The sequence below is a fragment of the uncultured Friedmanniella sp. genome, from assembly GCF_964244005.1.
Lineage (GTDB): Bacteria > Actinomycetota > Actinomycetes > Propionibacteriales > Propionibacteriaceae > Microlunatus.
The window spans coordinates 85,643-99,693 of sequence record NZ_CAXTHG010000016.1 but is presented as its reverse complement, the minus strand read 5'-3'; the positions used below and the strand labels follow the sequence as shown (position 1 = coordinate 99,693).

The following is a 14,051-nucleotide window of genomic DNA, read 5'->3' as shown; positions in this document are numbered from 1 at the left end:
CGCCGTCCTCGCCGAGCGGGGTGTGCAGCGAGATCGGCTCGCGGCCGTACTTCTGCACCTCGACGACCTTCTCCGGGGTCATGTCGAGCTCCTTGGCGAGCTCTTCCGGGGTGGGCTCGCGGCCCAGGTCCTGCAGCATCTGGCGCTGGACGCGGGCGAGCTTGTTGATCACCTCGACCATGTGCACCGGGATGCGGATCGTGCGGGCCTGGTCGGCCATCGCGCGGGTGATCGCCTGCCGGATCCACCAGGTCGCGTACGTGGAGAACTTGTAGCCCTTGGTGTAGTCGAACTTCTCGACCGCACGGATCAGACCGAGGTTGCCCTCCTGGATCAGGTCGAGGAAGAGCATGCCGCGACCGGTGTAGCGCTTGGCCAGGCTGACCACGAGGCGCAAGTTGGCCTCGAGCAGGTGGTTCTTGGCCCGCCGGCCGTCCTCGGCGATCCACTCGAAGTCTTCGAGCTGAGCGGCCCGGGTCTTCACCTTGGGGTCGTTGATCTTCTCGTCGGCGAAGAGGCCGGCCTCGATCCGCTTCGCGAGCTCGACCTCCATCTCCGCGTTCAGCAGCGCGACCTTGCCGATCTGCTTCAGGTAGTCCTTGACCGGGTCTGCGGTCGCGCCGGCGACCATCACCTGCTGCTCGGGCTCGTCCGCGTCGTCGGCCGTCGAGAGGACGAAGCCCTGGTCCTCGGTCAGCTCCTTCTCCAGCGGCGCCACGACAGCCGGCTCGAAGGTGGCGTCGTCGACGTCGTCCAGGGTCCGCTTCTTGCCCACGGTCACGACGACCTCGTCGCCCTCGATGTCGACGACCACGTCAGCCACCGCAGGGACGATCACGTCCGCCTCGACCTCAACGAGGTCCTCGATCGCGATCTCCTCGACCGCCGGGTCGTCGAGGTCGATGCCGGCGCCCAGCGCGTCGTCGTCAACAGCCAGCCCGTCATCCTTGGCGTTCGGACTCTGGCCAGCCAGCGGCTCGACGGCCTTGAGGGCCGCCTTCTTGGCCGGGGCCTTGCGGGCCGCCGCCTTCTTGACCGGAGCGCTCACCTGGCCGGCGCGGCCGGCGGCGGCGTTCAGGACGGGCTCGGACGATTCGACGTAGGACGGGGGTGTCACAAAGCAACCTCTCGGGGCTAACAGGTAGATCTAGGGCATGCAGTCGCCAGTTGGATGTCAACGGGAGCTCCAGGAAGGTATTCTGGCACGCCGATCCAAATAGTGGCCTGAGGGTTCCCTCAGACCTTCTTGGTGTCGCATCCGTCGAGGCCACGTCGGGCGAACGCGCGAGGCGGGTTGGCACCTCGGCATTCGTCTTGGCCGGCGGGACCGGCCCGACCACGAGCCTAGACGCGGGCGGAAAGCCTCGGCGGCGGCAAGTCCAGCGGGTGCGGGGGGTCGGTCAGGCGCTCTCGGCCTTGACCGCCAGCACGGGGCAGGACGCGTCGAGCAGGACCCGTTGGGCGTTGCTGCCGAGCAGCAGCTTGCCGACCGGCGACCGGCGCCGAAGCCCGATCACGATGAACTCCGCGCTACGGCTGTCCGCCGTCGAGATCAGCTCTTCCGCCGGGTCCATGGCGTCGACCGCCTCCAGGACCTCGTGCGGGACCCCGGAGCTGTCCAGCTGAGCCCGCAGGTCCCCGACCTCGACATCAGGCGAGGTGTGCACGACGACCACCTCACCGCCACGCAGCTCAGCCTCGGCGAGAGCCCGCTTCAGGGCAGCCCGCCCCTCGGGCTTGGAGGAGTACCCCACCACGATCACCGGCCGGCTGGGAGCGCCTGCGGGGTCGGTGCTGCCGGTCTGCTCGACCTTTGTGCCGGTCATCAGGCCGCCTCCCAGGTGTGTACGGGCTCGTTGCTGTGCATGCCGTCGAGATAGCTGCGGAGCATCCCGTGCAGGGCCTCGTCCCGAGACTCCCCGGCCGCCTCGCGCCGACCCACAGCCGCAGTCTGCCACGTCGCGCCGTTGACGCCTCGGAGGCACCGACGCTCGATGATGTCGAGGTAGCGGCCGCTCTCGGCGTCCGAGACGCCCCACAGCGCCAAGCCCTCCGCCGCTCGGGGCAACAGCTTGCGCACGACCAGCTCGGCGGCCCGCAGGTGGCCGACCTGAGGCCAGTAGACCTCGGCGTTGATCCCGTGTCGGGAGCCGGCGACAAAGTTCTCACTCGCCGCTTGGAACGACATCTGGCTCCACACTGGCCGGTCGTCGTCGGCGAACGCCCGCACCAGACCGGCGAAGAACGCCGCGTTGGCCAAGGTGTCGACGACCGTGGGCCCCGCCGGCAGCACCCGGTTCTCCACCCGCAGGTGCGGCTTGCCGTCGCTCACGTCGTAGACCGGACGGTTCCAGCGGTAGACCGTGCCGTTGTGCAGCCGCAGCTCCTCCAGCGACGGCACGCCGCCGGCGTCGAGAACGGCCACCGGGTCCTCGTCGCTGCTGATCGGCAGCAGCGCCGGGAAGTAGCGTGAGTTCTCCTCGAACAGGTCGAAGATCGAGGTGATCCAGCGTTCGCCGAACCAGACCCGGGGCCGGACGCCCTGCACCTTCAGCTCCTCGCTGCGGGTGTCGGTGGTCTGCTCGAACAGCGGGATCCGCGACTCGGCGTAGAGCTCGCGGCCGAAGAGGTACGGCGAGTTGGCCCCGACCGCCACCTGGATGCCGGCGATCGCCTGGGCCGCGTTCCAGTAGCCCGAGAAGTCGTCCGGGCTGACCTGCAGGTGCACTTGGGTTGAGGTGCAGGCCGCCTCCGGCGCGATGGTGTCCGAGATCAGCTGCAGCCGCTCGACGCCGTCGATCACGATCTCGAGGTCCTCGCCGCGGGCGGCGAAGATCTGCTGGTCGAGCAGGGAGTAGCGCGGGTTCTCGCTGAGGTTGTCCAGCTGGACGTGCTCGGGCCGCAGCGTGGGCAGGATGCCCACCATCACCGTCTGGGCGCCGATCTCCTTGACCCGCGGGTCCGCCTCGTTCAAGGCTCGCCGTACCGACTCCTCGAACAGGGTCAGGCCCGACTCCGAGAGCCGCCGCGGGGCGACGTTGATCTCGATGTTGAACCGACCGAGCTCGGTGACGAAGGAGGGATCGGCGATCGCCGCCAGCACCTCCGCGTTGCGCATCGCCGGCTCGCAGTCGTGGTCGACGAGGTTGAGCTCGATCTCCAGTCCGGCCATCGGCCGCTCGAAGTCGAAGCGGGACTCGGTCAGCATCCGGGCCAGCACGTCGAGGCCCTTGCGCACCTTCTCCCGGTGCCGTTTGCGGTCCTCACGCGTGAACGTGGTCTGGTCGACCTCGGCTCCCATGCGTCCATCCTGGCGGGCTTGGGCCCCGACCGCATCCCCGGGGGTCCGCCAGGTGTCGTCCGGGGCACGCGTCAGGAGCGGCCGAGGCCGGCCTCCCGGGCCCGCACGATCATGGCCGGCCGGTCGCTCGCCCCGACCTTAGCCATGATCGTTGAGACCTTGTTGCGCACCGTCTTCGGCGACAGGAAGAGCGAGGCGGCGATCTGGCCGTTGCTGCGGCCCGCGGCCACGAGGTCCAAGATCTCGTGCTCGCGCTCGGTGAGGTCGGCGAAGGGTCGCACCGGCGGCGCTGGCGGCGCGTTGAGCAGGCCCGTAAGGCGACCGGCCAGGGCCGCCCCGAAGACGATCCCACCTGCGTGGACCGTGACGATCGCCTGCACCACCTCAGTCTGCTCGGCTCCCTTGAGCAGGTAGCCACGGGCGCCGGCCCGGACCGCGGCGAGCAGGGTGGCCTCGTCCTCCCCCATCGTGAACACCAGTACCCGCGTCTTCGGCGACGCGGCGACGACGCGCCGGGTCGCCTCGATGCCGTCCAGCACCGGCATCGTGACGTCCATGACCACCACGTCGGGTCGCAGGTCGGCGGCCAACGCGACCGCCTCGGCGCCGTCGGCGGCGGTACCCACCACCTCGACGCCGGGCAGAGGCGAGAGTAGGGACGCGAGCCCGTCCCGGAAGACCGGGTGGTCGTCGGCGATCAGCACGCGCACGGCTCCGCTCACCGGACCGGCTCCCGTCGTGGGTCCAGCGGCAGCCAGGCGGTGACCGTCGTCCCGCCCGCGGGTGGACAGCTGACCTGGCAGCGGCCACCCAGCTCGGCCACCCGTTCGCGGATCGAGCGCAAGCCCGTCCCGGCACCGACCTCGGCCTCGATCCCGGTGCCGTCGTCGACCACCCGCAGCTCCAGCCCGGCGTCTCGCACCCCTATCCCGACGGTCGCCCGGCGCGCGCCGGCGTGCCGGACCACGTTGGTGACCGCCTCGGAGGCGATCCGGTAGGCGGCCACCTCCACCGCGGCGGGCAGGGCCGGCAGCGGCTCCATTTCCAGCGAGACCTCCAGCGGGGCGGCGCGGGCCCGGTCGAGCTGCTGTTGGAGCGCCCCGCGCAGGCCCAGGTCGTCCAGGGCCGGCGGCCGCAGGTCGTGCACCAGGCGCCGGACGTCAGCGAGCGCCTCGCGCACCTCGGCCCGGGCCTGGGCCACCAGCTGCTCCGTCCGGTCCGGGTCGGTCCGGACGGCGTTGCCGGCCGCGTCCAGCCGCAGCGCGACCCCGCCGAGCGTCGGCCCCAGCCCGTCGTGCAGGTCGCGACGGATCCGCCGGCGGTCCTCCTCCCGGGCCAGCACCAGGCGCTCCCGGCTCACCTGCAGCTCCGCCGACAGCCGGGCGCTGCGCAGCGCGATCGCCGCCTGCCGGCCGACGTCGACCAGCAGGGCCTGGTCCCGGCTCGACAGCAACGAGCGGACGCCTCCCACGGGCAGCATGAAGCGGCCGATCTGCTCGCCTCGGTAGCCGATCGGCAGCTCGCGGGTGGCGGTCGGCGGCGTCCCCGAGGTGGCCGCGACCGTCGACCCGTCGGGCTGCCGCACCTCGACCCGGACGAAGCCCAGCTTGAACGTGGCCGCCACCGCGGCGGCGAGGGCGGGCAGCTGGTCGTCGAGGTCGGCCGACTCCTCCAGCCGGGCGGCGAGGGAGGACACGACCTCGTACCGGTCACCCCGGCGGCCGAAGAGCCAGCGCCGGACCAGCGCGCTGAGCACGTGCCGCAGCGGGGCGTAGAGCAGCACAGCCAGCCCCAGCACCACCGCGACCAGCTGGGACGGGGTCAACCGGTCGCCGAGGCCCCGGGTGAGCAGCGCCACCACGGCCGCGTCCACCACCAGCACGACCGCCGCCACCCCGGCCCAGACCAGTGTGGTCGCGACCAGAGCGTCGATGTCGGCGAGGTCGGGCCGGAGCACGCCGATCGTCGCGGACAGGCTGGTCACCACCACCGCGACCACCAGGGCGGCGTAGGAGACCGCAGCGCCGGGCAGTAGTGCCGTCAGCAGGGCCGTGACCACGCAGACCGCTCCGGCCCACAGCAGCCAGCGCAGCCGCCTCCGGTCGGTCTCGGCACTGCCGCGGGAGCGGACGACGACCCCGGCCACAGCAGCCGCGACGGCGGTGAACGTCACCAGCTGGCTGGCCACGAGCAGTCGGGTAGCCGTCGTCGTCGACAACGGCAGCCCGAACGGGTTGAAGGCCTGGTAGGCCGCCGGAGCCGCGGCGTCCGCGGGGTAGACCACCGACGCCGGCGCCACCAGCAGGGCGACCACGAGCGAGGCCGAGGCCGCCAGCACCGCCACGGAGTACCAGCGGGCCCGACCGCGCATCAGGTGGCCGTCGGGAAAGACCAGCAGCAGCCACGGGAGACCGCACAGCAGCCCAGCGCCGAGCCGTTCGACCGTCCAGTGCGCCAGCGCCCCGCCTGGCGGCAGCGTGCCGTCCGCGACCGAGTAGGCCGCCCACGCCTCGCACAGCCCGTCCACGACCCAGCACAGCCCGAAGATGCCCAGGACCAGGCCGACCCCGTGCCGGCGCCGGTGCCACAGCACCACGCAGCCGCAGGCCGCCATCGCCACGCCGGGCGGCAGCACCGCGAGGCCGAGCTCGGTGTCGGCCGCCGTGCGGTCCGCGGGGGTCACGACCAGGTCGAGCGCCACCGTCAGCCCGGTCACTCCCAGCGTGAGCGCGCCGAGGACCAGGGGCAGGACGCGCGACGGCGGCAGGCCGGGAACGGCGGGTGACAGCGCGGGCACGGGCCCAGTATCGCGAGGTCGGGCGTCCCGTGGGGAGGGACCGGTGTCCCGCGTCGACGGGACGATCCGCGGGACCAGGAGAGGACGGCGGGCTCTGACCTGCGGGTCGCCGCGCGGCGAAGAGTGTGGCTCACCGCTCGACCGGAGCGGACCGCAAGCGGCGACACCGTCGCCCTTCCCGACAGGAGAGACCGATGACCATCGAGCGCACCCTCAGCCCCGCCCGCTCCGACCTCGACGCGGCGACCACACCCCCGTCAGCCCCCGCAACCCGGCGCCGCCCGTTCCTGTGGCACGGCTGCGGGCTGACCGCCGGTGCTGTGGCCTGGGCGGTCGGCATCGTCGCGGTGGGTCTGAACCCCGAGACGCCGGCGGCGCTCGCGGTCTCGGCCCTCAGCTCGGGCGCCTTCCAGCTGGGCCTGCTGTGCCTGCTGCGGGTGCTCTGGCGAACCCGGGCCATCGGCAGCGGACGGGTGGCGCGCACCTTCCTGCGGATCGAGACGGTCCTGGTGCTGTTCGCCATCGGCTCCACCACCGCGGACGGGATCGGCGTCTCCGACCTCGGCCAGTTCGGCTGGGCGCTGCTGGACGCCACCTGGCCGCTCTCCATGCTGGGCATGTTCGCCATCGGCGTGCGGATCGCCATCGCCGGCCGCTGGCACGGCTTCGCCCGCTTCTGGCCGATGGTGGCCGAGAGCTGGGCCGTGGTGACGATCCCGGCGATGGCGGTCTTCGGTCCGACGGTCGGCACGGTCGTGGCCGCGACGCACCTGGTGGTCGGGTACGCCGTCCTGGGTCAGCTGGTCGCGCACCGGGTGGTCAGCGCGCAGGAGTAGGGCGGCCCAGGCCCAGGGGGGAGCCGTGCCGGCGGGTGCGGCTCCCCTGCCGCGCCCCCGGTCAGCCACGCTCGATGGGGTGGGACGACCGGACTACTAAGGTCGAGACCATGGCTGCACGCCCGTCTGACCACCCTGTCCCGCCGGTCGCCGAACGGCGCCCCACCGAGCGCACCCACCACGGTGACACCTTCATCGACCCCTACGAGTGGCTGCGTGACAAGGAGGACCCGGCGGTCCTGGCCCACCTCCAGGCGGAGAACGCCTACACCGAGGCCCGGACGGCCCACCTGGGCGACCTGACCGACGCGATCTTCGGCGAGATCAAGGCCCGCACCAAGGAGACCGACCTCAGCGTCCCCGGCTACGCCACCCACACCGCGGCCGACGGCGGCCCGGGCCAGGCGTACTGGTACTACAGCCGGACGGTCGAGGGCTCGGAGTACGCCATCCACTGCCGGGTCGTGGCGACGGACCGCGGCACCCCGCCCGACCTGGAGAACGCGATCGTCGGCGAGCAGGTGCTGCTGGACGGCAACGTCGAGGCCGAGGGCCACGACTTCTTCTCCCTCGGCGCCTTCAGCGTCTCGGCCGACGGCCGGCTGCTGGCCTACGCGGTCGACCTGACCGGCGGCGAGCGGTTCACCGTCCGGATCCTCGACCTGACCACCGGCGAGCTGCTCGCCGACGAGATCACCGACACCGCGTACGGCGTGGCGTGGGCGGGCAGCGAGCACCTCTTCTACACCCGGGCGGACGAGGCGTGGCGGCCCTATGTCGTGCTGCGACACCGGCTCGGAACCGAGGCGAGCGAGGACGTCGCGGTGCTGACCGAGCCCGACGAGCGCTACTGGGTGGGCGTCGACGCCAGCCGCGACGACCGCTGGATCGTGCTGGGGGTGGGCAGCAAGGTCACCTCGGAGTACCGGCTGCTCGCCACCCACGACCCCGAGGGCGAGCCGCGGCTCGTGGCCCCGCGCCGCGAAGGCGTCGAGTACGACGTCGAACCGGCCGGCGACCGGCTGCTGATCGTCCACAACGACGGCGCGCTGGACTACGAGCTGGCGCAGGCGCCGCTGACCGCGACCACCCACGAGGAGTGGCAGCCGGTGCTGCCGCACACCCCGGGGGTCCGGCTGCTCGGGGTCAGCGCGTACGCAGGCCACGCCGTGGTGTCGCTGCGCCGCGACGGGCTGACCGCCCTGCACGTGCTGCCCCGCGACGCGGCCGGTGACTTCGGTGCCGGGACCGACATCGAGTTCGCCGAGGAGCTGCACGTCGTCGACGCGCACGGTGAGGCCGACTACGACACCCCGACCGTCCGGATCGGCTACGCCTCGATGCTGACCCCGGACTCGGTCTACGACTACGCCCTGGCGACCGGCGAGCTCACCCTGCTCAAGCAGACGCCGGTGCTGGACGACCCGACCTACGGCCCCTACCGGCCGCAGGACTACGTGCAGGAGCGCGGCTGGGCCACGGCCACCGACGGCACCCGGGTCCCGCTGTCGATCGTCCGCCGGGCCGACGTGGCCCTCGACGGCAGCGCGCCGGCCCTGCTCTACGGCTACGGCTCCTACGAGATCTCGATCGACCCGGGCTTCTCGCTGTCCCGGCTGAGCCTGCTGGACCGCGGCGTGGTCTACGCCATCGCCCACGTCCGCGGCGGCGGCGAGCTGGGCCGCGGCTGGTACGAGAGCGGCAAGACCCTCACCAAGGCGAACACCTTCTCCGACTTCGTGGCCTGCGCGCACTTCCTGCTCGAGCACGGCTACACCAGCACCGACCGGCTCGCCGCCCGGGGCGCCAGCGCGGGCGGGCTGCTGATGGGCGCGGTGGCCAACCTGGCGCCGGACACCTTCCGGGCCATCCACGCCGGGGTGCCGTTCGTGGACGCGCTGACCACGATCCTCGACCCTGAGCTACCGCTGACGGTGATCGAGTGGGACGAGTGGGGCGACCCGCTGCACGACCCGGAGGTCTACGCCTACATGTCGGCCTACACGCCGTACGAGAACATCGCGGCCAGGCCGTACCCGGCGATCCTGGCCACCACCAGCCTCAACGACACCCGGGTCTTCTTCGTGGAGCCGGCCAAGTGGACCGCCGCGCTGCGGCACACCACGACCAGCTCCGAGGACCGACCGGTGCTGCTGAAGACCGAGATGGTGGCCGGCCACGGCGGCGTCAGCGGGCGGTACAAGAGCTGGCGCGAGACCGCCTTCGAGTACGCCTGGATTCTCGACCAGATCACAGGCTAAAGGGGCGGGTCGCTGCGGACGCGGACGCTGTCGCGGGCCGGCCTCACCCGTGGCTTCGGCTGCATCCGGGGTACCCGTCGGCTCCGAAGTACAGATGCGGGATAACCCCCGGTGCAGACTCAGGGATTCCTCAGGGCATTCGAGGAATCCTGACCGGCGCCTGGAGCGTTATCCCTTCGAGGCAACGAAAGGGGCCACCGTGGCAGCATCCGCTCGTTCGCGAGTTTCCGAAGGCATCGATGGCAAGGATGCTGTCGGTCTTTATCTTGAAGGCATCGCCAAGACCGCCCTGTTGACGGCCGAGGAAGAGGTGCAGCTGGCGGGGGCGATCGAGGTCGGGCTCTACGCCGAGCACATCCTGAACGGCGACGTCACCGCCGCTGAGCGCGGCAAGCGGGCCAAGCGGCCCACGAAGGCCGAGCTCGAGTTCCTGGTCGAGGACGGGAAGCGGGCGATGCAGCGTTTCGTCACCGCCAACCTTCGGCTCGTGGTCTCGGTAGCCCGGAAATACGGGCGGTCACAAATGCCCCTGTTGGATCTGGTGCAGGAGGGAAATACCGGTCTGATCCGGGCGGTCGAGAAATTCGACTACACCAAGGGATTCAAGTTCTCCACCTACGGCACCTGGTGGGTCCGCCAGTCGATCAGCCGGGGAATCGCCCAGCAGGGTCGGATCGTGCGGCTCCCGGTGCACGTCGCCGAGCAGGTCAACCAGGTCGGCGCCGTCCGGCGCACCCTCGAGCGCCGGCTGGGCCGCGACCCCGAGATCGCCGAGATCGCGCTCGAGATGGACCTCGAGCCCGAGCGGGTGCTCGACCTGATCCGCTACGGTCGCGACCACGTCAGCCTGGACGCTCCGGTCGAGGAGGGCGGGGACACCGCTCTCGGCGACCTGATCGCCCGCGAGCCGATGCCCGGCCCGGACGAGGTCTTCCTCGACGCCGAGGAGCACGCCCGGCTGGAGGCCATGCTCTCCCAGCTCGACGACCGTTCCGCCGACGTGGTCCGTCGTCGCTACGGGCTGCTCGACGGCCGCCAGGCCAAGCTCGCCGACATCGGCGCCGTCTGGGGCATCACCGCCGAGCGTGTCCGCCAGATCGAGCGGCACGCGATCGCCAAGCTGCGGGGCAAGTCCGTCCTCGCCGCCTGACCCTCACAGCACGGCCCCGAGCCTTCATGGCCCGGGGTCGTGCTGCGTCTCCGGCCGGGAGCGCGGCGTTAGGCTCCTCGGGTGCCCCAGTCCGTGACCGAGCTGATCGATCTGCTGGACCTCGAAGAGATCGAGGTCGGGCTCTACCGGGCTCGGCAACCGGCGACCCGGCTGCAACGAGTCTTCGGCGGCCAGGTGCTGGCCCAGGCGCTCGTGGCCGCCACCCGTACGGTCCCGGACGAGCGGGTCGTGCACTCCCTGCACGCCTACTTCCTCGTCGCCGGCCGAACCGACCTGCCGATCGTCTACGACGTCGAGGCGGTTCGCGACGGCGGCTCCTTCTCGTCCCGCCGCGTGGTCGCGCGCCAAGCGGGCACCGTGATCTTCTACCTCTCGGCATCCTTCCACGGGCACGAGGACGGCTTTGACCACGCTGACCCGCTACCCGTCGACGTGCCCGCGCCTGAGGACTGCCCGCGGATGAGCGACGTGCTCAGCCGTGCCTCCGGTCGTTCGGCCGACTTCTGGGAGGCGGAGTGGGGCGCGCTCGACGTCCGTTACGTCGGCGACTCGCGGCCCGGCGGCTCGCTCGTCGACGCCGAGCACCCCGCCCGGGCTCGGGTCTGGGTCCGTACGGACGGGCCGTTGCCCGACGACCCGCGACTGCACGAAGCCGCCCTCGCCTTTGCGAGCGACCTGACCCTGCTCTCGGCCAGCACGGTGCCCCACGACGTCGTGATCGGCGGCGACGTGCAGGCCGCCTCGATCGACCACGCGATGTGGTTCCACCGCCCCTTCCGCGCCGACGACTGGCTGCTCTACGACCAGATCTCGCCCTCGGCCTCCTCCGCCCTCGGGCTGTCGACCGCGCGGCTCTTCCAGCACGGCGCCCTCGTCTCGAACGTCGCCCAGGAGGGCCTTATTCGCCCCCTGCGCCAGCAGGGGCAGGATGGGTCCCAGGCATGACCGTCACTCGAGGGAGGAGCAGCGATGGCGACCCGTGGTTTTCTGGGCAGGCGGCGCGAGGTACGCGAGGACCTGCCGCCGGGGCAGTACGACACCGGGGACTCATGGCCCGTCCTGACCGCTGAGGTCACGCCGAATCTGGACCCCGAGCGCTGGACGATGACGGTCGACGGCCTGGTCGAGCGGCCGCAGACCTGGAGCTGGGCCGAGATGCACGCGCTGCCGCCGTCGGAGTACAGCGGGCCGATCCACTGTGTCACGACGTGGTCGAAGTTCGACACCCGCTTTGCCGGCGTCAGTGTCGACGTGCTGCTCGACGCCGTCTCGCCGCGGCCCGAGGCCACCCACGTGCTCGCCACCTCGACCACCGGCTACACCACCAACCTGCCGCTGGAGCACGTCCGGGGTGGCCAGGCGTGGGTGGTGTGGTCGTTCGACGGCCAGCCGCTCGCCCGCGACCACGGCGGCCCGGCGCGGCTGCTCGTACCGCACCTGTACTTCTGGAAGTCGGCCAAGTGGGTCACCCGGCTCACCCTGCTCGACCACGACCAGCGCGGCTTCTGGGAGCGCAACGGCTACCACGACCTCGGCGACCCGTGGCGCGAGCAGCGCTACCACGGTGACTAGGCAGTGGCCGTGACCAGTGCCGTGACTGCCCTGCCGGCGGCCGGCCCGTGGCGGCGCGCGGTGGTCCGCGAGGTACGGCACCCCTTCCCGCGGGCCGTCGTGCTGCGGCTCGACGTAGCGGACCGGACCGGTCACCTGCCCGGTCAGCACGTCGTGGTCCGGCTGACCGCCGAGGACGGCTACACCGCCTCCCGCTCCTACTCGATCGCTTCCGCACCTTCGGACCCGCTGCTCGAGCTGTTCGTGGAGGAGCTGGCCGAGGGCGAGGTCTCGCCGTACCTGGCTGGAGCGGTCGAGGCCGGTGACGAGCTGGAGGTGCGCGGACCGATCGGCGGCTGGTTCGTCTGGGACGGCCGGACGCCTGCGGTCGGGATCGGCGGCGGCAGCGGCGTCGTGCCCCTGGTGGCCATGCTCCGGCACGGCCGCGACCTCGGCACGTCCGACCGGCTGCGGCTCGCGGTGGCGGCCCGCACGCTGGCCACGCTGCCGTACGCCGCCGAGCTCACGGCCGCCGGCGCCGTGACCGCCCTCTCGCGGGAGGTCTCCCCCACCGGCCGCGCCGCTGGCCGGCTCAACCCCGCCGCGATCGCCCCCCTGGTGAACCCGGACGCCACCTACTTCATCTGCGGCTCGGCCGCCTTCGCCGCGGGAGCGAGCGACCTGCTCACCGGACTGGGCGTCGACCCGGCTTCCGTCCGGGTGGAACGGTTCGGCGCGAGCGGCTAGCTGTACTCGGCTGACACGTTCAGGACAGGCGACTGATCGGGGGAAGACCTCGATGGCTGAGTGGCGCCGTCCAGTGTGGGAGAACTCGAGCCAGGGAGCAACAGCGTTGCTGCGCTCGGCGTTGGTGAGGAAGACCTGCCGGTAGGCCCACTCGACCTGCAGCGTGCCGTTGTCGCGCTCGACCTTGCCGTTCTGCCAGGGGCAGTGGGGCCGGATGAAGACGTGCGTGGCGTTGAGGTCGGCGATGGCTTCGATGAGCGCATTGCCGCGACACCCCGAGCTCATTGGCGACATGAGCCACCGGACGACCATCACCGATCACCCGCTCAACGAGAAGACGGCCGTGCCGATTCAGACGAGCGTTAGCGCGGGCCACGAGGACCTCTTGGGCGGTAGAGACGTCAGACATCTCCACCAAGCCCGCGTCCCGAGCTTGTCGAGGGCCCCGAAGGCGTTGCGTTCAGCTTCCTCGAAAGCCGCTCCTCAGTCTTCCTTCTCGCGGTCGGCGAGGAACTTCTCGAACTCGGCGGCGATCTCCTCGGCCGTGGGAACGGGGTCGGGCCGGTCGACCCGGACGGCGTCGTACTGCTGCTCGAGGGTGGCCACCAGCTCCTGCACCTCGCTGGAGGACGCCATCTCCTCGGCGATGTCGGACAGGTTGGTGGCCGAGGCCTTCTCCAGCGCGTCCAGCGGCACGGCCAGCCCGGTCGCGGAGTTGAGCGAGCGGGTCAGGCTCAGCGCGGCTTCGGGAAAAGCGGCCTGGGCAAGATAGTGCGGCACGTGAGCGGCGAAGCCCATCGCCTTGCGGTCGAGCTGGCCGAGCCGGTACTCCAGCAGCCCGGTGAAGCTGGCCGGCACCTCGACCCGGTCGATCCAGCTGCGGTAGCCCTGGACCAGCCCGGGGTCGGTGGCGTGCGCGGTCAGAGTGACCGGTCGGGTGTGCGGCACGGCCATCGGGATGCCGTGCACGGTCACGGTCAACCGGACCCCGAGCCGCTCGATCAACCCGACCAGGGCGGCGGAGAACCGCTCCCACTGCACGTCCGGCTCGGGCCCGCTCAGCAGCAGGAAGACCTCTCCCTGCTCGTCCACGACCCGGTGGATCCGCAGGTGCAGGTCCGCGTAGGAGGTCCACTGGTTGGTGTCGAAGACCATGGCCGGTCGACGGCTGCGGTAGTCGTGCAGCTGGTCGTGGTCGAACTCCACCACGACCTCGTGCTCGAGGTTCTCCAACAGGTGGGCAGCGACGATCCGGCCGGCCTGACCGGCGTCGACAAAGCCGTCGAGCTGGTGGATCAGCACAGGGTGGGCGTCGGCGAGCTTGGCCACGACGGCCTCGTCCACGACGTAGAGCTCCTGGGGATCCAGCATGCGCCCAATCTACCCG

Annotated in this window: 12 protein-coding genes and 2 pseudogenes; 6 read left to right on the top strand and 8 right to left on the bottom strand. The window is 71.6% G+C overall.

Features of this window, described 5'->3' with window-relative positions:
* The 5 genes from ACFE76_RS12015 to ACFE76_RS11995 form a co-directional block, all read right to left on the bottom strand.
* A partial coding sequence (locus tag ACFE76_RS12015; RefSeq protein ID WP_375431989.1) for an RNA polymerase sigma factor occupies positions 1-1,117 on the bottom strand: 1,117 nt, incomplete at its 3' end.
* A gap of 283 nt (positions 1,118-1,400) precedes the next feature.
* Entirely contained in the window at positions 1,401-1,826 is a 426-nt protein-coding gene (locus tag ACFE76_RS12010; RefSeq protein ID WP_375431988.1) for a universal stress protein, read from the bottom strand.
* The gene (locus tag ACFE76_RS12005; protein WP_375431987.1) at positions 1,826-3,301 is read right to left on the bottom strand and encodes a glutamate--cysteine ligase; all 1,476 of its coding nucleotides are present in this window, start codon (positions 3,299-3,301) and stop codon (positions 1,826-1,828) included. The genes ACFE76_RS12010 and ACFE76_RS12005 overlap by 1 nt, the downstream gene beginning before the upstream one ends.
* A 71-nt stretch (positions 3,302-3,372) precedes the next feature.
* Positions 3,373-4,023 carry a response regulator gene (locus ACFE76_RS12000; protein WP_375431986.1) on the bottom strand — a complete coding sequence of 217 codons (651 nt, stop codon included), beginning with the start codon at positions 4,021-4,023 and terminating at the stop codon, positions 3,373-3,375.
* Positions 4,020-6,098 carry a sensor histidine kinase gene (locus ACFE76_RS11995; RefSeq protein WP_375431985.1) on the bottom strand — a complete coding sequence of 693 codons (2,079 nt, stop codon included), beginning with the start codon at positions 6,096-6,098 and terminating at the stop codon, positions 4,020-4,022. The genes ACFE76_RS12000 and ACFE76_RS11995 overlap by 4 nt, the downstream gene beginning before the upstream one ends.
* A 194-nt stretch (positions 6,099-6,292) precedes the next feature.
* On the opposite strand from ACFE76_RS11995, the gene ACFE76_RS11990 reads away from it, so the two are divergent.
* The 6 genes from ACFE76_RS11990 (at position 6,293) to ACFE76_RS11965 (ending at position 12,664) form a co-directional block, all read left to right on the top strand.
* Positions 6,293-6,934: a hypothetical protein gene (locus ACFE76_RS11990; protein ID WP_375431984.1), complete on the top strand. Its 642-nt coding sequence runs from the start codon at positions 6,293-6,295 to the stop codon at positions 6,932-6,934.
* 110 nt (positions 6,935-7,044) lie between these two features.
* The gene (locus ACFE76_RS11985) at positions 7,045-9,195 is read left to right on the top strand and encodes a S9 family peptidase (RefSeq protein WP_375431983.1); all 2,151 of its coding nucleotides are present in this window, start codon (positions 7,045-7,047) and stop codon (positions 9,193-9,195) included.
* A gap of 199 nt (positions 9,196-9,394) precedes the next feature.
* On the top strand, positions 9,395-10,345 hold the full coding sequence (locus tag ACFE76_RS11980) for an RNA polymerase sigma factor RpoD/SigA (RefSeq protein WP_375431982.1): 951 nt from the start codon (positions 9,395-9,397) through the stop codon (positions 10,343-10,345).
* Positions 10,346-10,426: 81 nt separating this feature from the next.
* A complete protein-coding gene (locus ACFE76_RS11975) occupies positions 10,427-11,311 on the top strand; it encodes an acyl-CoA thioesterase (RefSeq protein ID WP_375431981.1) in 885 nt (294 codons plus the stop codon).
* A gap of 24 nt (positions 11,312-11,335) precedes the next feature.
* Positions 11,336-11,938 carry a sulfite oxidase-like oxidoreductase gene (locus ACFE76_RS11970; protein WP_375431980.1) on the top strand — a complete coding sequence of 201 codons (603 nt, stop codon included), beginning with the start codon at positions 11,336-11,338 and terminating at the stop codon, positions 11,936-11,938.
* Between the two features lie 9 nt (positions 11,939-11,947).
* Entirely contained in the window at positions 11,948-12,664 is a 717-nt protein-coding gene (locus ACFE76_RS11965; protein WP_375431979.1) for an FAD-binding oxidoreductase, read from the top strand.
* 19 nt (positions 12,665-12,683) lie between these two features.
* On the opposite strand, the pseudogene ACFE76_RS11960 reads toward ACFE76_RS11965, so the two are convergent.
* The 3 genes and pseudogenes from ACFE76_RS11960 to ACFE76_RS11950 form a co-directional block, all read right to left on the bottom strand.
* Positions 12,684-12,889, bottom strand: a pseudogene (locus ACFE76_RS11960) (integrase core domain-containing protein); the annotation flags it as partial.
* A gap of 13 nt (positions 12,890-12,902) precedes the next feature.
* Positions 12,903-13,040, bottom strand: a pseudogene (locus tag ACFE76_RS11955) (IS481 family transposase); the annotation flags it as partial.
* A 107-nt stretch (positions 13,041-13,147) separates the two neighbouring features.
* Positions 13,148-14,035, bottom strand: a complete 888-nt coding sequence (locus tag ACFE76_RS11950; protein WP_375431978.1) for a proteasome assembly chaperone family protein — start codon at positions 14,033-14,035, stop codon at positions 13,148-13,150.
* Positions 14,036-14,051: the final 16 nt, after the last annotated feature.